The organism is Halomonas tibetensis, from assembly GCF_042643535.1.
Lineage (GTDB): Bacteria > Pseudomonadota > Gammaproteobacteria > Pseudomonadales > Halomonadaceae > Halomonas > Halomonas tibetensis.
Genome location: NZ_JBHRSQ010000007.1, coordinates 47,615 through 65,900 on the forward strand (window position 1 = coordinate 47,615; position 18,286 = coordinate 65,900).

Consider the following 18,286-nt stretch of genomic DNA (forward strand, 5'->3'; position numbering starts at 1 on the left):
GTTTAGTTTGCTTCACTCTCCGTGGCCAGCCGGATTTCGCGGGTTCGCCCATCGACTCAGCAGTTAACGATGAGTCTTCCTCACGTTGTCGGCTATCCGCGCCTTGGCACCCAGCGCGAGTTGCCCATCCGACTCCGTCGACTGCTATGATCGGCTAATCAAGGAAATGCGACCTGCCAGGAGATGCCATGCTTCGCCTTCTTGTCCCGGCTGTTTTCGGCCTTACCCTGCTGCTAGGTGGATGTGCTACCGCTACTCCGCCGGGGACGATCACTCCGGAGGGACACGCTCCGCTGCTTCCCTCAGCGCTCTTTCCCGGCGGGGCCGATTCCTTCACCTCCTGGCAGTGTAATCCGAAGCAGTCGCTGGTCACGGCCGCCCCTGAGGGAGAGCTGCGCCTCTGGTCCGCCCACGGCGCCTGGCGGCTTCAGCCTGCCGTAGTGGCCAGCGGTGCTCGCTATGAGCAGGACGACGTCAGCTTCTGGAACAAGGGCGATTCGGCCATCGTGGAGACATCACGAGGGCGGCTGGAGTGCCAGGTCTACATGCAGCGTCAGGCGCTCACTCGCCAGCAGCGTCCCGGCGTGATGTTCCAGGGGCGCGGCAACGAGCCGGGCTGGATGGCGAGCCTCGCCCATGATCGACCCCAAGTGACTCTGAGCCTGGACTACGGTGCCCGGGAGCAGACTCTGCCTTACCGGATCACCGCCCTGGACAACGAGGCGGGCCGCGTGGTCCTGGGTAGCGGCCGCGGCGATACGCCTTTCGAACTGCGTATCGAGGCTGGTGCCTGCCTGGATGACATGAGCGGCGAGCCCTTCCCCGCCCGTGTCACCCTGACAGTGGAGGGTGAGCAGTATCGGGGGTGTGGCCAGGGCATCGCACCGTAAAGAACGATTTTCGTTTTTATTAAACGTTAGGCGTGGGTTTTTGCGCTTTTTATGGCAAAAAATCCACCTATCATGGCGTTCATTATCCTGATTTCTCATTAAGGAAACTGCCATGACTATTCGTACTCTTGTGATCACTTCTTCCATCCTGGGCGAAAACGGCCAGTCCAAGGCCCTGGCCGAGCATTTCATCGACCAGGCGCGGGGTCGTGATGACCTCGAGGTTACCTTTCGGGACCTGGTGGCCGACGAACTTCCCCATCTTGGCCTGACGGAGTTGGGAAGCTGGCAGGTGGCGAATGAGGAGAGCACCGCCGAGCAGCGCGAACTCGCCTCCCGCTCCGAGAAGCTGATCGACGAACTGCGGGTCCACGACGTGATCGTGCTGGCGGTGCCGATGTACAACTTCGGCATTCCCAGCCAGCTCAAGGCCTGGTTCGACCGGGTGATGCGCGCCGGCGTGACCTTCCGCTACACCGAGAACGGTCCCCAGGGCTTGCTGGAGGGCAAGCGAGCGGTCATCCTAGCGGCGCGCGGCGGCCAGTATGCCGGTACCGAGAAGGACACCCAGACCCCGCATCTCAAGCTGATGCTAGGCATGATCGGCATCGGCGAAGTCGATGCCGTCTTTGCCGAGGGGCTTGCTATGGGCGAGGCCAAGCGAAACGCCTCACTCAAGGAGGCCCGTCAGGCCATTGATGGCCTAGTACAGCGTCTCTAATCCGAAGAGCGCCATCGCAATAGCAATACCATTCGACGCAGCGGGGCAGCCTCAGGGCCGCCCCGCTGCGTTGTTGGCAACGGCTCTGGGTCAACAGGGGGCGGACGTATTGAGCACCCAGCCACCGGCGACGAAATCGCTGGTGCAAAGCGCAGGCTCGGGGGCCATGATCCGTCCGGCCAGTCGCGACAGGGCCTCGCGGGTGCCACGGGAAGAGGCGACAAGCTGCTCCGAAACGTCCACCTCCTGCCAGCTATCGCCCTCGCGGGTGGCCAGAGGGAAGGCGAAGGGATAAAAGCCCGGAAAGCCCAGCCGCAGGTCGGTGGCTACCAGCGTCTCGCCCCCATCGAGTTCCCGCGCTTCATAGCGCAGGAAGGGACCGGCGAACCAGTCCAGCCGCTGGCCCCGCTCACTCGCCAGGGCCTCCGCCGTCAGCTCGGCGCCGCGGCGATAGGTCTCCACCAGCGGCGGGGTGTCGCCGTCGAGCAGGCCCACCAACAGCTCGTGGTGTTCATCATCGTTTACCACCGTGACTCGCCATAGCAGGGTGTTGAAAGGGGTGGGCTGGACCAGGCTCGAAGCCTCGGCAAGCCCCCGGTCGGCCAATATCGGCTCGATGCGATGCTCCACCAGCTGCTTGGCGCCAAAGGCGAACATGAGATAGGTGCTCGCCAATGCCAGCCCCCAGGCCGGGCCGCGCCTGCCGTTGCCGGTGACCAGCGCGATGCCGATGCCCACCAGCAGCGGCAGGGTGTAGAGCGGGTCAATGATGAAAACGATAGGGTAGGCCACGGGCGGTGCGTCCAGCGGCCACCACAGCTGGGTACCGTAGGTGGTCAGGGAGTCGAGCAGCGGGTGGGTGAGCAGGCAGAAGCCGAAGAAGGTCCACCAGCGCCCCAGGGAGATGTCTCGCGCGGGGGCGAAACGCGCCGAGAGCAGCGCCAGGGCCGTGGCCAGTCCCGCCAGTACGAACAGCGAGTGGGAGAAACCACGGTGCTCGGTGACGTTGGCCACTGCGTCGCCGTAGTCGATGACCACGTCGAGGTCGGGTAGGGTGCCGAGCACGGCGCCGATCAGCACCGCCTTGCGGCCCAGCCGGCGGCCGAGCACGACGCCGCCTATGGCGGCCCCCAGGGCGGCCTGGGTTATGGAATCCATCGGGAGGCGTTCCTCGCAGAGAGTGCTCGTTTATGATGCCATGTGCTGGCTAACAGTTCCCCGTTACGATACTCGGACCCGATCCCACCTCGGACCGGCATCGAGGATGCGCGCCTGTACCGGGCAGCCGTCGCGGTGGGCGCCGGGCAGATAGCCGGTACTCATCAGGAACTCCCCGGTGATCTCCGGCCCGGTGAAGCGGAAGGTGTGCTTGAAGAGCCGGACCCACTCCGCATGGGGCAGCGGGTGGTGGTGGTCGAGCCAGGCTCGCAGGCTGCCGTGATCATCGCGCAGGGCCTGGAGCACCTTGGCGTTGTGGATCACCGCGTCGACCTTCAGGCGATTGCGAATGATGCTGGCGTCGGCCAGCAGCCGCGCGCGTTCTGCCTCGCCGTAGCCAGCCACCCGATCGATGGCGAAGCCCTCGAAGGCCTCTCGGAAGGCTGCACGCTTCTTCAGCACCGTCAGCCAAGAGAGTCCGGCCTGGTTGATCTCCAGCGCCAGGCGCTCGAACAGGGCTTCATCGTTGGCCACCGGGAAACCGTACTCGTGATCGTGATAGGGTCCGTGAAACGGATGGCCCGGGGCCAGGTCACAGTAATGGCTCATGCTGAGGGTCCCCGTTGCAAGCTGACGTGATCCAGGCCCTTGGCAAGGGCTCTGTCCACGCCGACAATCGAGCCTTTATCCTACACTGCGGAGTGCCTGCCATGAAGAGAACGGTTCGCCCCCTGGTCGCCGGCGCCCTGCTGGCACTGCTGGCCACCTCCGCCTGGGCTGAGCAGCCCGTGGTTGAGATGTACCAGGATCCCAACTGCGGCTGCTGCGGCGCCTGGGCCGACCACCTGGAGGCCGAGGGCTTCACGGTGGAGCGTCACAAGACTCGCGAGATGCGCGCGATCAAGATCGAGCAGGGCCTGACCCCTGAACTTGCCTCCTGCCACACCGCCGTGGTCGACGGCTATGTGATCGAGGGCCATGTGCCGGCGGCTGATATCCACCGCCTGCTGGAGGAGCGTCCGGACGTGGCTGGCCTCTCCGTCCCGGGCATGCCCCACGGCTCGCCGGGTATGGAGACCGGCCGCGTTGATGATTACCGGGTGCTGGGCTGGCACCGTGACGACCGTACCCCGGAGATCTTCAGCGAGTACACTCACTGATCCAAAATAAGGAGTCTGCTATGCAGTACCTGCACACCATGGTGCGTGTCAGCGACCTGGACGCCTCGCTGCGCTTCTACTGCGACCTGTTGGGCCTCAAGGAGGTGCGCCGCAGGGAGAACGAGAAGGGGCGTTTCACGCTGGTCTTCCTGGCTGCCCCAGAGGATGAGTCCCGTTCCGCCGAGCTCAAGGCCCCGGAGTTGGAGCTTACCTACAACTGGGACCCTGAGGAGTACAGCGGCGGGCGAAACTTCGGCCACCTGGCCTATCGGGTCGACGATATCTATGCCCTGTGCGAGACGCTCCAAGACGGCGGTGTGACCATCAACCGTCCGCCCCGGGACGGCCACATGGCGTTCGTTAAAAGCCCCGACGGCATCTCGGTGGAGCTGCTGCAGAAGGGCGACCCGCTCTCCGTCCAGGAGCCCTGGGCTTCCATGGAAAATACCGGCACCTGGTGAGGTGCTGGCCATGCGACAAGGAAGATCGACGACACATGAAGACGACGCTTGTGGCCCGGCTGGGTCTGGTGATAGCTGCTGCTATCCTTCTGGCAGCCTGTGGGGGGCGCCCCGACGCGCCGCAGAGTGATCGCGTGGTGAGTCTCTCTGGGCCAGTAGTGGAGCAGCGCTGGAACCTGCTGCTAATGGGCACCGACGAGCGGCTATCGCTTCCCGAGCCTGCCTGGTTTCGCATCTCTTCTGATGGCCGTGTCACCGGCAGCGACGGCTGCAACGAGATGATGGGCCGTGTTCGTCTCGGCGAAAGCCAGCGTATCGAGTTCACCGAGGTCGCCACCACCCGGCGCGCCTGTCCACAGGGCGAAAATGCCGCTCGCGTCACCGCCATGCTGGAGACTGCCTATCGCTACCTGATCGATCACGACCGGCTGGTCTTCTTCGGTCCCGATCAGCGAGTCCTGGGCGGCTGGCGCAAGGCCAACTGAGCCATGATCCAACCCCTATGCGACAGCGGCCCGCCGATGGCGGGCCGCTGAGCGGAGTGGAGCATGGTCGGAGCGGTTGGCCTAGAGGGCGGCGATCTTGTCGCGCTGCTCCACCAGCAGGCGGCGGGCGGCCTGGAAGTCGGCCAGCTTGGCGCGCTCCTTATCGACTACCGCCTCAGGGGCCTTGGCCACAAAGCTTTCGTTGCCTAGCTTCTTCTCGATGCCGCCGATCAGTTTTTCCTGCTTCTCGATCTCCTTGGCAAGGCGTGCAAGCTCGGTATCCTTGTCGATCAGGTCGGCCATGGGCACCAGGACCTCCATCTCGCCCACCAACTGGGTGGCCGAGAGGGGCGCCTGGGCGGGATCGTCGAGCCAGTCGACGCTCTCCAGCTTGGCCAGCTTGGCCAGGAAGCGGCGGTTGGCCTCCAGGCGCTCGCGGTCAACCGTGCCGCCCTTGGTAAGCAGCACATCCAGCGGCTTGCCCGGCGCGATGTTCATCTCTGCGCGGATGTTGCGCACCGCCACAATCACGCCCTTGAGCCACTCGATGTCGCGGATCGCCTGCTCGTCGAGCAGCGCTTCGTCGGCCTGCGGCCAGGGCTGCTCCATGATAGACCCTTTGATGGACCCTTCCGCCTCCTTCGCCAGGGTGCCGGCAAGCGGTGCCACGCGCTGCCAGATCTCCTCGGAGATGAAGGGCATCATGGGGTGGGCCAGGCGCAGGATCGCCTCCAGCACCCGCACCAGGGTCTGGCGGGTGCCGCGCTTGGCATCCGCTGGGGCGTCGTCATCCCAGAGCACCGGCTTGGAGAGCTCGAGGTACCAGTCGCAGTACTCGTTCCAGACGAACTCGTAGAGCGCCTGGGAGGCATGGTCGAAGCGGAACTCCTCCATGGCCTTGGTGACCTGGACTTCGGTCTGCTGCAGCCGCGAGACGATCCAGCGGTCAGCCAGCGACAGCTCGACGTCGCCACCGTCTGCCCCGCAGTCCTCGCCCTCGGCGTTCATCAGCGCATAGCGCGAGGCGTTCCACAGCTTGTTGCAGAAGTTGCGGTAGCCATCCAGGCGGCCCATGTCGAACTTGATGTCGCGCCCGGTGGTGGCCTGGGACAGGAAGGTGAAGCGCAGCGCATCGGTGCCGTGGGGTTCGATGCCCTCGGGGAACTCGCTGCGGGTGGCCTTCTCGATCGCCCTGGCCTTCTGGGGCTGCATCATGTTGCCGGTGCGCTTCTCGATCAGGGTGTCGAGCTCGATCCCGTCGATCAGGTCGATGGGGTCGATCACGTTGCCCTTGGACTTGGACATCTTCTGGCCCTGGCCGTCCCGCACCAGACCGTGCACATAGACCTGCTTGAAGGGCACTTCGCCGGTGAACTTCAGGGTCAGCATGATCATCCGCGCGACCCAGAAGAAGATGATGTCGAAGCCGGTGACCAGGACGCTGGAGGGGTGGAAGGTACGCAGCTCCTCGGTGCGCTCCGGCCAGCCCAGGGTGCCGAAGGTCCACAGGCCCGAGCTGAACCAGGTGTCGAGGACGTCCTCGTCCTGGGTGAGGCGCGGCACCCCCAGCTTCTCCATGGTCGTCAGCGCATCGGCGGTCAGCTCGGTGGTGCTGCCCAGCAACTGGTTGAAGCCGCGCAGCCGCATTGCGGTGTCGAAGTCGCCCTGCTCATGCTCGATGAAGTGGGCCAGCTCGACCAGATAGTCCCGGGTGGCCTCCACCTCGTTGCGCGCCACGAAGACGTTGCCATCCGCGTCGTACCAGGCGGGAATGCGGTGGCCCCACCAAAGCTGGCGGGAGATGCACCAGTCCTGGAGATCGCGCATCCAGGCGAAGTACATGTTCTCGTAATTCTTGGGCACGAACTGGATATCGCCCTTCTCGACGGCCTCGATGGCCGGCTTGGCGAGGCTCTCCACGGCGACGAACCACTGATCGGTGAGCAGCGGCTCGATGACGTCGCCGCTGCGGTCGCCGTAGGGCAGGGTGTTGTTGACCGTCTCGATCTGCTCGAGGAGCCCCGCGGCCTCCATGTCGGCGACGATCCGCGCCCGCGCTTCGAAGCGATCCAGGCCGGCGTAGGCCTCCGGCAGGCTCGCATCGATCTCCGGCAGCGGACGGCCCTGGATATCGAAAACCTCGGCGCGATCGAGAATACGCGCATCCTGACTGAAAACGTTGATCAGCGGCAGCTCCTGGCGCCGACCGACCTCGTAGTCGTTGAAGTCGTGGGCGGGGGTGATCTTCACGCAGCCCGAGCCCTTCTCCATGTCGGCATGCTCGTCGGCCACGATGGGAATGCGTCGTCCCACCAGCGGCAGGTTGACGAACTTGCCCACCAGCGAGGCGTAGCGCGCATCCTCGGGGTTGACTGCTACGCCGGTATCTCCTAGCAGGGTCTCAGGGCGGGTGGTGGCGACGACCAGGTAATCGAGGCCAGCGTCGGTGGTGACGCCATCGGCCAGCGGGTAGCGGAAATGCCAGAACTGCCCCTGCTGGTCACGGTTCTCCACTTCCAGGTCGGAGATGGCGGTGTGCAGGGTCGGGTCCCAGTTGACCAGCCGCTTGCCGCGGTATATGAGGTCTTCTTTGTAGAGGCGAACGAAGACTTCCTGGACCGCCTTGTAGAAGCCGTCGTCCATGGTGAAGCGCTCGCGGCTCCAGTCGACGCTGGCACCCATGCGGCGCAGCTGGCGGGTGATATGGCCGCCGGACTCGTGTTTCCACTCCCAGACCTTGTCGATGAAGGCGTCGCGGCCCAGGTCGTGGCGGGTCTTGCCCTCCTCGGCGGCGACCTTGCGCTCCACCAGCATTTGCGTCGCGATGCCGGCGTGGTCGGTGCCTACCTGCCAAAGGGTGTTGCGTCCCTGCATCCGCCGCCAGCGGGTCAGGGTGTCCATGATGGTGTCCTGGAAGGCGTGGCCCATGTGCAGGCTGCCGGTGACGTTGGGCGGCGGGATCATGATGGAGTAGGGCTCGCCCTGGCCTGAGGGGGCGAAGCGGCCATCGGCCTCCCAGCGCTCGTACCAGCGGGATTCGATCTGCTCGGGTTGGTAGGTCTTGTCCATGGGCGTTCCGGGTCCAGAAATGATCACCGCCGGCCAGAGGGCCGGACGGCAGGAGAGAGCGACAAAAATGGGTGCGATTATAGCGCGGTGGGGCGCCTGACGTCAGCCTGGCTGCCCGCGGAGCTGATGCGCCTTGACCGGGTAGCCGCGCTTTTTATAGGTCTGCCAGCACTCGCGCTTGGCGGTGAGCACGTCCTGATGCTGGTTGATGATCTCGGCGACTCGCTCGAAGCGCGAGAACCACTCGGGAATGCCTGGTGCGAGGTTGAGCAGCGCCTGCACGGCGAGATCGGGGGAGGGCGGAGTCTGCCAGCCGATGGTCACCGGAATTCGGGTGTCCACCTCGACGCCAGCGGGTTCATCGCCAAGAAGCGCGTGGGGCACATAGGCGTCGGGGCGGAAGGTCCAGAGCCGCTCGTCAAGATCTCGTGCCATGGCCTCATCCTCGGCGTGGAGATGCAAGCGGTAGCCCTTGCGCTGGATGGTCTCGGCCAGCCGGCAGGCGAAGTCGAGGCGCGCCTCCAGGGTAGTATCGGGCAAGACGTAGAAGTCGATCTGAGTCATGGGATGGTGGTTATCCTCCGGCGCCCCTCGAAAGGCGAGGGGCGCGCTGGACGGTGGTTACACCAGCCGGGTCAGCCAGCCATGGGTATCTTCGGTGCGGCCGTACTGTAAATCGAGCAGCTTGGTGCGCAGACGCTTGGCGATGGGATTGCCGCTGTCCGCCTTCAGCCGGATGGCACCGTCCTCGGTGACCAGTTCGCCCACCGGGGTGATGACTGCGGCAGTGCCGCAGGCGAAGACCTCGGTGAGTTCGCCGGAGGCCGCCGCCTCGCGCCACTCGTCGATGCTGATGGGGCGCTCCTCGGGAGAGAGCCCCTCGTCGCGGGCCAGGGTCAGCACCGAGTCGCGGGTGACGCCCTCGAGGATGGTGTCGGTCAGACGCGGGGTAGCGATACGGCCATCCTTGAAGACGAAAAACAGGTTCATGCCGCCCAGTTCCTCGATCCACTTGTTCTCGACGGCATCCAGGAAGGCCACCTGGCCGCAGTCGTGGGCGCTGGCTTCCTTCTGGGCGGCCAGGGAGGCGGCATAGTTGCCGCCGCACTTGGCGAACCCGGTGCCGCCCGGCGCGGCGCGCTTGTAGTGGCTGGAGAGCCAAATGGAGACCGGTTCCACGCCGCCCTTGAAGTAGGCCGCTGCAGGCGAGGCAATCACGTAGTAGTCCACCTCGTGGGCCGGACGCACGCCGAGAAACTTCTCGCTGGCGATCATGAAGGGACGCAGATAGAGACTGCACTCGTCGGCCTCACTCCGCGGCGTGGGCACCCAGGCATGGTCCTGGGCCAGCAGCGCCTTGAGCGAACCGATGAAGTCCGCATCGGAGAGCTCCGGCAAGGCCAGACGGCGGGCACTGCGACGGAAACGCTCGGCATTCTTCTCCGGACGGAAGGTCCACACGGAGCCGTCGGCGTGACGATAGGCCTTGATGCCCTCGAAGATTTCCTGGGCGTAATGCAGCACTGCGGCGGCGGGGTCCAGGGTTAGCGGCCCGTAGGGTCGCACCTCGCGGCCGTGCCAATCCGCGTCTAGCGTCCAGCGAACATGGGCCATGTGGTCGGTAAAATACTGGCCGAAACCGGGGTTGGCGAGGGTGTCTTCACGGACAGAGTCGGCCGTGGGAGTGGAGTTGGGCAGGAGTTCAAAGCTGGCAGTCGACACGGCAAGGGGTCTCCGCTACGCCCGGAGCGTGCCTGCCCCGGGGTGATACAGGAAATTCGGGCCGGCGAGAGCCGGCCCGGGTCGTAGATTTATCGTCAACTCACATGAGAAAGGCGACGCGGGAAAAACGCAAGCCCACGCCGCTATTCCGCCTCGGTTTCTGCTTCTGTCTCCACGGAAGCGTCGCCTTCGCGGTCCAGCAGGTACTGGGTCAGCAGGCCCACCGGGCGTCCGCTGGCGCCCTTTTCCTTGCCGGAGGTCCAGGCGGTGCCGGCGATATCCAGATGCGCCCAGGGGAACGTGTCGGCGAAGCGAGAGAGGAAGCAGGCAGCGGTGATGGTGCCGGCCGGGCGGCCACCGATGTTGGCCAGGTCGGCGAAGTTGGAGTCGAGCTGCTCCTGGTACTCATCCCAAAGCGGCAGGTGCCAGGCGCGGTCCCAGGACGCCTCGCCGGCGTCGAGCAGGTCAAGTGCCAGGTCGTCGTCGTTGGCAAGCAGGGCGGTAGCGTGGTGGCCCAGGGCGATGATGCATGCGCCGGTCAGGGTGGCGATGTCCACCACGCTGGCCGGCTCGAAGCGCTCGGCGTAGGTCAGGGCGTCGCACAGCACCAGGCGTCCCTCGGCGTCGGTGTTGAGCACCTCCACGGAGAGACCCTTGAGGGTCTTGATGATGTCGCCGGGCTTGGTGGCGCGGCCATCGGGCATGTTCTCGGCGGCGGCGACAATAGCGACCAGATTGATCTTGGGTCGGATACCGAGCACCGCCTCGACGGTGCCGAACACGCTGGCCGCTCCGCACATGTCGAACTTCATCTCGTCCATGGCTTCGCCGGGCTTGAGCGAGATGCCGCCGGTGTCGAAGGTGATGCCCTTGCCCACCAGCACATGGGGAGCATCGTCAGGATCCTCGGCGCCCTGATACTTCATCACGATCAGCCGCGAGGGCTGTTCGCTGCCGCGGCCCACCGAAAGAAGGCTGTGGGCGCCCAGCGCTTCCAGGGCCTCCTCGTCGAGGATCTCCACCGTCAGCGCGCCGCGGGAGGCCTTGCCCAGCGCCTCGGCCTGCTCGGCCAGATAGCTCGGGGTGCAGACGTTGCCGGGCAGGTTGCCCAGCGTGCGAGCGGTATTCATGCCCCGGCCCACGGCGTCGCCGATGCGCGCTCCCTCGCGGGCGCTGCCGGCTTCACTGTCCTCGGTGACCAGCAGCGTCACCCGCTCCAGGCGAGGTGCGGGAGCCTTATCGGACTTGAACTGGTCGAAGCGATAGAGAGCGCGATGGGTAGCCTCGGCGACCATGCGCGTCTTCCAGTCGGCGTCCCGCTCGGCCAGGGGCACGTCGGTGAAGGTCACGGCGCAGTCGTCCACCGGCAGGTCTGCCAGGGCAGTAAAGGTGGCGTTCAGGGCCTTGACGAAGGCGCCCTCCTGGCACTTGTCGCGCTTGCCCAGGCCCACCAGCAGCAGCCGCTCGGCGGAGAGTCCTGGCGCAAAGGGGATCATCTGCACCTTGCCCAGCTTGGCGTCGAAATCGCCGCGCTCGATGAGCTGGCCGATGAGTTTCTCGCTGGCGTCGTCGAGGCGTGCAGCGGCGGGCAGCAGGTCGCCGTCCTGGTACACCGGGATGACGAGACAGGCGGTCTCGACCTTGGCGGGGTTACCCGTCTTTACTGGGAATTCCATGGCGTCTCCACAGACAAGCGTGTTGGTTGCAGGCGTTGAGGTTACAAGGGTTAGGGTTACAAGTGCAGGGGGATTCTGGATAATGCCGTCACGTCGCCGTGCCGCACCAGTGTACCCAAGGCATGGCCCCTTTGCATGGCGGGCGCCGTATGATCATCTTCCGTTACCTGACCCGCGAGATCCTGCTGACCATGGCCGCCGTCGCCGGCGTTCTGATGCTGGTGATCATGGGCAGTCGCTTTATTCGCTACTTCAGCAATGCCGCCGAAGGCGACATTCCGGCCAGCATTCTCGGCACCCTGATGCTGTTTCATCTGCCGGGATTCCTTGAGCTGATCCTGCCACTGGCCTTCTTTCTAGGGATCCTGCTCGCCTATGGGCAGTTGTACCTCAACAGCGAGATCACCGTGCTGGTGGCCTGCGGTACCAGTCCCAACCGGCTGCTGCAGGTGAGCCTGGTACCGGCCACTCTGGTGGCGATCCTGGTGGCACTGTGCAGCCTTTGGCTGACGCCTGCCGGCGCCCTGCAAAACGCTGTCATGCTCGAGGAGCAGCGCAGTCGAATCGACTTTTCGGCCCTGGCGCCGGGGCGCTTCCAGGAGTTCGGCAGCGGCCGCACCGCGTACATGGAGGGGATCAGCGATGATGGCAGCGAGATGCGCGGCGTCTTTATCAGCGAGCGCCAGCGCCGCCGAGACGGTACTCCGGATACAGCAACGACCCGTGCCGAGGGAGGGTACCAGACCCTGGATGGGGAGACCGGCAGCCGCTTCCTGGTCCTTGCCAACGGCGAGCGCTATAGCGTGGCACCGGGGCGCTTCGAGGCCGAGCGGCTCGAGTTCGACACTTACGCCGTGCGTCTCTCCCAGGCCGACGACATGCGCGAGCTCGACGCTCCCGAGTACGCCACCACGGCGGCCCTTTTCGGCGACGACTCGGCACGCGCTCAGGCTCAGCTGCAATGGCGGCTGGGCCTGCCGCTGATGGTCTTCATTCTGACTCTGCTGGCAATGCCGCTTTCTCGAGTCAACCCGCGTCAGGGGCGCTTCGCCAAGCTGCTGCCGGCGATCTTCCTTCATGTGGCCTACCTGAGCCTGCTGCTGGCCGCCCTGGACGCCATCGGTCGCGGCAGCCTTCCGGCCATGGTGGGAATGTGGCCGATCCATGGCGCCTTCCTGGCCCTCGGGTTGATCATGATGACGCGAGCCCAGCGCAAGGGGATGAGCGGATGATCGCCGATCGTTTTGACCGATATCTGGCACGCAACGTGCTGGGAGCCATCATCGTGGTGCAGGTGGTGCTGCTGGGCCTGGACCTGGTGATCACTTATATCAACGACCTGGACGATGTCGAGGGCAGCTATGGCGCCTTTCAGGTGCTGCTTTACCTGACGATGCGCCTCCCTTGGCGCTTCTATCAGTATGCCCCGGTGGGCGTGCTTATCGGCGCCCTGATCGGACTGGGCAGTATGGCCTCGAACAACGAGCTCACGGTGATGCGTGCTGCGGGACGCTCCCTGACCCGTATTCTGTGGGGGGCGATGAAACCGATTATTCTGGTGATCGTGCTGCTGCTGCTGGTGGCGGAATACGTTGCCCCGCGTACCGAGCAGTTCGCCAATGCCTGGCGTCTGGAGCGCATCCAGGGAGCCGGGGCTGTGCTCACCGAGCGAGGTGGCTGGCAGCGCGAGGGCGACAGTTTCTATCGATTCGGGGCCATCCGCGCCGACGACACTGTGCTTGATCTGACCCGCTACCGCTTTGAGGGGTCGCGCCTGTTGGAGGCCACCAGCGCCGAACGCGCCGTCTGGCGTAACGACAGCTGGCAGCTGGAGGGGGTAGAGGTCACACGCTTCCACGACGAACGCACCGAAGCCGTGCGGCACGAGGCCCTGCCCTGGGACACCAGCCTGACGCCGGAGCAGCTCAATCGATTGCTGCGGCCCATCGACAGCCAGTCGCCCAGCGAGCTCTTGGCCTATGCCCGCTATCTTCAGGCCCAGGGTCAGGCGGCGACCCAGCCCCTGCTCTATTTCTGGCAGAAGATGCTGATGCCCTTGACCATGGGGTCGCTGGTACTGGTGGCCGCTTCCTTCGTGTTCGGCCCCCTGCGCACCGTGGCGGCCGGTACCCGGGTCTTCTACGGCGTGGTGACCGGCCTGGTTTTCAAATACTTGCAGGACCTGCTGGCACCGGCCTCCATTGTGTTCGGCTTCTCGCCCGCCTGGGCGGTGCTGGCGCCGACCCTGATCTGTGCCGCCGTGGGGCTCTACCTGCTGCGGCGAACCGCTTGAGCAAGGAACTCCCATGCAACGACGTTTCGGCAACCTGGACGACGTCTACCCGGCGGGGCTTGCTCGCCGGCTGGGCGCCATGATCTATGATGCCTTTCTGGTGGCGGCCATTTGGCTACTGGTGGCCGGCTTGCACTTGCTGGCAGGAAGACATCTGCTGGGGATTCCCGCCGAGCAGGTAGGGGATAGCCCGTTCTGGGGGCTGTCGCTGCAGCTGCTGCTGCTGGCGTCGGCCTTCACCTTCTTTGCCTTTTTCTGGATGCGCGGCGGCGTGACGCTCGGTATGCAGGCATGGCGGCTTCGGATGGAGACTCCCGACGGCTATTCCATCAGCCTGGTCCAGGCGGCAGTACGCTTCCTGGTGGCTTGCTTGTCAATTGCCGCTTTCGGTCTGGGCTACCTGTGGATCCTGTTCGATGCCGAGCGGCGCAGCTGGTCGGATATCGTCTCAGGCACTCGAGTGGTCGTGCTGCCCAAGCCATCCAGGTAAGGGGAGAGGAGCAACGACAGTTGACTCTGATCAGGTATTGGTCGTTTCTCGCTTGCAAGAGCCTATGCGAATCATTTACATTTATCCTTGCAGTTGTCAGCGAGGTGATGCCGATGTATGTATGTCTCTGCAAGGGGGTCTCAGACCACCAGATTCGCCGGGCTGTCGAGGACGGGGCTCGCAGCTGGCGCGACGTCCAGCGTGAGACCGGCTGCGGCACCCAGTGCGGCAAGTGTGCCAGTCAAGGCAAGGGCATCACCCGAGACGCAGTGAAAGACGAATTGATGGTAGGCGCCGGAGACCTGGCCTACGCTACCTGATGGAATCTAGATCGTTCTCGCTTTCGTTATCAGGCAATTGATTTCATTGGTTTTTCGTCAGAAGTCGCTAGACTGGTGTGCAACGCTTGGTAATGCCGTCCTTGGCACGCCAGGCTGCAGCGACACTTTCCCGACGATAGCCACAAGGTGAATCCATGAAAGGCGACAGCAAGGTCATCGAGCATCTCAACAAGGCACTGGGCAATGAGCTGGTGGCGATCAACCAGTATTTTCTGCACGCCAAGATCTACAAGGACTGGGGCCTGCAGAAACTGGCCAAATGGGAGTACGGCGAGTCCATCGAGGAGATGCAGCACGCCGACAAGTTGATCGAGCGCATCCTCTTTCTCGAAGGCATGCCCAATCTTCAGGATCTCGGCAAGCTCAACATCGGCCAGAACGTTCGCGAGATGCTCGAGTGCGATCTCAAGATCGAGCACGAAGGGCGCAATGATTACATCGAGGCGATCACCTACTGCGAGCAGGTCAAGGACTACGTGAGCCGCGATCTCTTTCGTGACATCCTCGCCGACGAGGAAGAGCATATCGACCATATCGAGACCGAACTCGGCCTGATCGACAAGGTCGGCATCGAGAACTACATGCTCAAGCAGATGCAGGTCGCCGGCGAAGAGTAAGCCTTCGTCGCCATCTCATTTCGCACTTTCTACCGGCGCCCTTGTGGCGCCGGTTGCGTATCAGAGATCTTGCGCCTCAATTTCCGCTAATGTTCTACGCTGGTGCATAGTCCCCGACGGGGCGTCGGGCATTGCGCCCTCATGGGGCCCATGGGGATAGTGCGGCTGTTCCACCATGGCGCGTCGACCCTTACCGAGGGGTCAGGCGGCCAACCTGGCAGGCTTCCTGCATCGTCACAATTACAACGATCAGCGTGAGGGTATTTCCATGAGTCGTCATCTTTCTTATTCTGCCGGCCTGCTGGGCGGTGTGCTCGGTTTAACCCTTGCCGGCGCCACCCTCGGCAGTGCCGCCCTGGCCGACGAGACCCGTATCCGCTTCCAGCTCGACTGGCGCTTCGAGGGGCCCTCGGCACCCTTCCTGATGGCGGTGGAACGCGGCTATTTCGCCGAGGAAGGCCTCGACGTCCAGGTCGACTCCGGCAGCGGCTCGGCCGGCGCCATCAACCGCGTGGCCTCGGGGGCCTACGAGATGGGTTTCGGGGATCTCAACGCCTTGGTGGAGTTCCTGGCCGAGAACCCCGATGGCCCGGGTATCCAGGGGGTCTATGTGGTCTATGACGGCTCCCCGGCCTCGGTCTTCGCGCGCAAGGATCGCGGTATCGATTCGCCGGCGGACCTCGCAGGCAAGTCGATCGCCGCGCCGGCCTTCGACACCGGCTACCGCGCCTGGGGCATCTTCGCCGCCGCCAATGGCCTCGATGCCGATGACGTCGAGTGGCAGAACGTCGATCCGACCCTTCGCGAGACCCTGCTGGTGCGCGGCGACGTGGACGCTATCACCGGCTTCTACTTCACCAGCCTGCTCAATCTCGAGGGACGCGGTATGGGTGAGGAAGACCTGACCATCATGCCCTTCCCGGATTTCGGGGTGCCGCTCTACGGGAACGCCATCATTGCCAGCGAGTCCTTCGCCGAGGAGAACCCTGAGGCGGTAGCAGGCTTCCTGCGCGCCTTCAATCGCGCGCTGGCCGAGACATTGGCTGACCCCGAGGGGGCCATCGACTATGTAGTGGCCCGCGACGGCCTCATCGACGTGGCGATGGAGACCCGGCGGCTCAAGCTGGCCATCGAGAGCGTGATCGATACCGAAGAGGCCCGCGCCCACGGCGCCGGTGCGGTGGACGAGACGCGCCTGACGAACGCCATACAGCTGGTGGCCGACGCCTATGACTTGCCCGAGGTGCCCTCGGCGGAGCGGGTCTTCACCTCCCGCTTCCTGCCCGAGCAGGGCGAGCGCATGATCTTCCCGGGTCAGGGAGACTGAGCATGACGGCAACCGCCACGCTGGATCGAAACACCGCTGCCCCGCCCGGGGCAGCGACGCCTTTCGTGGCCTTCGACCGGGTGAGCCTGGCCTACGACGACAGCGGCAATGCCATCGAGGAGATCTCGCTCGCCATCGATGAGGGCGAGTTTGTGGCTTTCGTGGGGCCATCGGGCTGCGGCAAGTCCACTTTCATGAAGCTGTGCACCGGCCTGAACGCACCTTCCGCGGGCAGTGTGCGAGTCGACGGGGAGCCGGTAAGTGGGCCGCTGAAGATCTGCGGCATGGCTTTCCAGAGCTCCAACCTGCTGCCGTGGCGCACGACCCTGGACAACGTGTTACTGCCTCTGGAGATCGTCAAACCCTATCGCTCGCAGTTTCGCCGCCGTCGCGCCGAGTTCGAGGGCTGGGCTCGGGAGCTGTTGAGCACCGTGGGCCTGGCAGGCTACGAGGACCAGTACCCCTGGCAGCTCTCTGGGGGGATGCAGCAGCGTGCCTCCATCTGCCGGGCGCTGATCCACCGGCCGCGGCTACTGATGCTCGACGAGCCCTTCGCGGCCCTGGACGCCTTCACCCGGGAGGAGCTGTGGTGCGTGCTGCGCGACCTCTGGGAGGCCCAGCGCTTCACCGTGGTACTGGTGACCCACGACCTGCGTGAGGCGGCCTTCCTGGCCGATACCGTCTACGTGATGAGCCGTCGCCCCGGGCGGATCCTTGAGCGGCGGCGGATTGATTTCCCGCGCCCGCGGGACCTGGGAATGACCTTTGAGACGCCCTTCACCACCCTGGTGCAGGAGCTTCGCTCTCGGATCGGCGAGATCCACGGCAGCTGAGGAGTCACCATGTCCAAGCACAACCGGCTGCTCGAACGCCTGGCTCCGTGGATCGCCGTGGCGGTCCTGATCGTGATCTGGGAGGTCACGGTGCGCGCCTTCGACGTGCCGCCCTTCATCTTTCCCAGCGCCTCGGCCACCGCCCAGGCCCTGGTCACCTTTGCCGGCCCTATCGGCATGCACTCCTGGCAGACCTTCTGGACCACCATGGCGGGCTTTGGCCTGGGAGTCGCAGTGGGTCTGGTGCTGGGCTTTATTGTCGGCTCATCACGCTTTCTCTACCACGCCTGCTATCCGCTGCTGGTGGGTTTCAACGCCATCCCCAAGGTGGCCTTCGTACCGATCCTGGTGGTGTGGTTCGGCATCGGCTCGGTGCCGGCGATTCTCACCGCCTTCCTGATCTGCTTCTTTCCCATCGTGGTCAACGTGGCCACCGGCCTGGCGACCCTGGAGCCGGAACTGGAGGACGTGCTGAGGGTGCTGGGGGCGAAACGACTCGACGTGCTGCTCAAGGTGGGCCTGCCGCGCTCGCTGCCCTATTTCTTCGCCTCTCTGAAGATCGCCATCACGCTGGCCTTCGTGGGTACCGTGGTCTCGGAGACCGTGGCCTCCAACCAGGGCATCGGCTACCTGATGATGAGCGCCGGCTCCCAGATGCGCATGTCGCTGGTGTTTGCCGGGCTGATCGTGATCAGCGCCATGGCCATGGTGATGTACGAGCTGTTCGCGCTGCTGGAGAAGCGGATGACCGGATGGGCCCACCGAGGCCAGCGCTAAGGGGCGTCAGAATAAGGGCCTTAGAACGCCTTCTCGAGCTCGAAGCGTGGCACCGGCTCTTCTCGCACTTCCACCAGTTCGGTGAAGTTGTCCAGGGGGCGAACCCACAGGCCGTATTCACCGTAGAGGGCGCGGTAGACCACCAGGGGCTCCTCGGTCTCGCTGTGGTGGGCCAAGCCCAGCACCTCGTAGCGGTTGCCCTTGTAGTGGGCGTAGATGCCTGGGACGGGAAGCGGACGGGGCATGGCAGACTCCATGGGCATGAT

The 18,286-nt window shown here is 64.6% G+C and carries 20 protein-coding genes; 13 read left to right on the forward strand and 7 right to left on the reverse strand.

Translation table 11 applies throughout. The annotated features are described in order from the left end of the window. Window positions 1–188: 188 nt before the first annotated feature. Both ACFODV_RS03000 and ACFODV_RS03005 read left to right on the forward strand, forming a co-directional pair. A complete protein-coding gene (locus ACFODV_RS03000) occupies window positions 189–890 on the forward strand; it encodes an MliC family protein (RefSeq protein ID WP_379754451.1) in 702 nt (233 codons plus the stop codon). Between the two features lie 112 nt (window positions 891–1,002). After that, the gene (locus ACFODV_RS03005; protein ID WP_379754454.1) at window positions 1,003–1,611 is read left to right on the forward strand and encodes an FMN-dependent NADH-azoreductase; all 609 of its coding nucleotides are present in this window, start codon (window positions 1,003–1,005) and stop codon (window positions 1,609–1,611) included. A gap of 90 nt (window positions 1,612–1,701) precedes the next feature. Here ACFODV_RS03005 and ACFODV_RS03010 read toward each other — a convergent pair whose 3' ends face one another. Further along, window positions 1,702–2,769 carry a metal-dependent hydrolase gene (locus ACFODV_RS03010; RefSeq protein ID WP_379754457.1) on the reverse strand — a complete coding sequence of 356 codons (1,068 nt, stop codon included), beginning with the start codon at window positions 2,767–2,769 and terminating at the stop codon, window positions 1,702–1,704. Window positions 2,770–2,832: 63 nt separating this feature from the next. Next, complete coding sequence (locus ACFODV_RS03015) at window positions 2,833–3,378, reverse strand: DNA-3-methyladenine glycosylase I (protein ID WP_379754460.1); 546 nt, start codon at window positions 3,376–3,378, stop codon at window positions 2,833–2,835. A 101-nt stretch (window positions 3,379–3,479) separates the two neighbouring features. On the opposite strand from ACFODV_RS03015, the gene ACFODV_RS03020 reads away from it, so the two are divergent. From ACFODV_RS03020 to ACFODV_RS03030, 3 genes are read left to right on the forward strand one after another with little or no spacing between them, the layout of a single operon-like run. After that, a complete protein-coding gene (locus ACFODV_RS03020; protein ID WP_379754463.1) occupies window positions 3,480–3,929 on the forward strand; it encodes a DUF411 domain-containing protein in 450 nt (149 codons plus the stop codon). Between the two features lie 20 nt (window positions 3,930–3,949). Then, window positions 3,950–4,390 carry a lactoylglutathione lyase gene (gene gloA / locus ACFODV_RS03025; RefSeq protein WP_379754466.1) on the forward strand — a complete coding sequence of 147 codons (441 nt, stop codon included), beginning with the start codon at window positions 3,950–3,952 and terminating at the stop codon, window positions 4,388–4,390. 35 nt (window positions 4,391–4,425) lie between these two features. Continuing rightward, a complete protein-coding gene (locus ACFODV_RS03030; RefSeq protein ID WP_379754469.1) occupies window positions 4,426–4,875 on the forward strand; it encodes an META domain-containing protein in 450 nt (149 codons plus the stop codon). An 81-nt stretch (window positions 4,876–4,956) separates the two neighbouring features. Here ACFODV_RS03030 and ACFODV_RS03035 read toward each other — a convergent pair whose 3' ends face one another. The 4 genes from ACFODV_RS03035 to ACFODV_RS03050 form a co-directional block, all read right to left on the reverse strand. Next, a complete protein-coding gene (locus ACFODV_RS03035; protein WP_379754472.1) occupies window positions 4,957–7,944 on the reverse strand; it encodes a valine--tRNA ligase in 2,988 nt (995 codons plus the stop codon). Between the two features lie 102 nt (window positions 7,945–8,046). After that, a complete protein-coding gene (locus ACFODV_RS03040; RefSeq protein ID WP_379754475.1) occupies window positions 8,047–8,508 on the reverse strand; it encodes a DNA polymerase III subunit chi in 462 nt (153 codons plus the stop codon). 57 nt (window positions 8,509–8,565) lie between these two features. After that, window positions 8,566–9,666 carry a branched-chain amino acid aminotransferase gene (locus ACFODV_RS03045; RefSeq protein ID WP_379754478.1) on the reverse strand — a complete coding sequence of 367 codons (1,101 nt, stop codon included), beginning with the start codon at window positions 9,664–9,666 and terminating at the stop codon, window positions 8,566–8,568. Between the two features lie 143 nt (window positions 9,667–9,809). Beyond that, window positions 9,810–11,342 (reverse strand): leucyl aminopeptidase, encoded by a 1,533-nt coding sequence (locus ACFODV_RS03050; RefSeq protein ID WP_379754480.1) that lies wholly within the window; start codon window positions 11,340–11,342, stop codon window positions 9,810–9,812. A gap of 149 nt (window positions 11,343–11,491) precedes the next feature. On the opposite strand from ACFODV_RS03050, the gene lptF reads away from it, so the two are divergent. The 8 genes from lptF (at window position 11,492) to ACFODV_RS03090 (ending at window position 18,020) form a co-directional block, all read left to right on the forward strand. Further along, entirely contained in the window at window positions 11,492–12,574 is a 1,083-nt protein-coding gene (gene lptF, locus ACFODV_RS03055; protein WP_379754483.1) for an LPS export ABC transporter permease LptF, read from the forward strand. Next, entirely contained in the window at window positions 12,571–13,635 is a 1,065-nt protein-coding gene (lptG, locus tag ACFODV_RS03060; RefSeq protein ID WP_379754486.1) for an LPS export ABC transporter permease LptG, read from the forward strand. Before lptF ends, lptG begins: the two co-directional genes overlap by 4 nt. Window positions 13,636–13,648: 13 nt before the next feature. Then, window positions 13,649–14,125, forward strand: coding sequence for an RDD family protein (locus ACFODV_RS03065; RefSeq protein WP_379754489.1), 477 nt, complete (start codon window positions 13,649–13,651; stop codon window positions 14,123–14,125). A gap of 113 nt (window positions 14,126–14,238) precedes the next feature. After that, on the forward strand, window positions 14,239–14,445 hold the full coding sequence (locus ACFODV_RS03070; RefSeq protein ID WP_379754492.1) for a (2Fe-2S)-binding protein: 207 nt from the start codon (window positions 14,239–14,241) through the stop codon (window positions 14,443–14,445). 155 nt (window positions 14,446–14,600) lie between these two features. Further along, the gene (gene bfr / locus ACFODV_RS03075; protein ID WP_379754495.1) at window positions 14,601–15,083 is read left to right on the forward strand and encodes a bacterioferritin; all 483 of its coding nucleotides are present in this window, start codon (window positions 14,601–14,603) and stop codon (window positions 15,081–15,083) included. 268 nt (window positions 15,084–15,351) lie between these two features. Further along, a complete protein-coding gene (locus ACFODV_RS03080; protein WP_379754498.1) occupies window positions 15,352–16,410 on the forward strand; it encodes an ABC transporter substrate-binding protein in 1,059 nt (352 codons plus the stop codon). 2 nt (window positions 16,411–16,412) lie between these two features. Next, window positions 16,413–17,243 (forward strand): ABC transporter ATP-binding protein, encoded by an 831-nt coding sequence (locus ACFODV_RS03085; RefSeq protein ID WP_379754501.1) that lies wholly within the window; start codon window positions 16,413–16,415, stop codon window positions 17,241–17,243. Window positions 17,244–17,252: 9 nt separating this feature from the next. Next, the gene (locus ACFODV_RS03090) at window positions 17,253–18,020 is read left to right on the forward strand and encodes an ABC transporter permease (protein ID WP_379754504.1); all 768 of its coding nucleotides are present in this window, start codon (window positions 17,253–17,255) and stop codon (window positions 18,018–18,020) included. 20 nt (window positions 18,021–18,040) lie between these two features. Here ACFODV_RS03090 and ACFODV_RS03095 read toward each other — a convergent pair whose 3' ends face one another. Further along, window positions 18,041–18,265: a DUF1653 domain-containing protein gene (locus ACFODV_RS03095; RefSeq protein WP_379754508.1), complete on the reverse strand. Its 225-nt coding sequence runs from the start codon at window positions 18,263–18,265 to the stop codon at window positions 18,041–18,043. Window positions 18,266–18,286 lie beyond the last annotated feature (21 nt).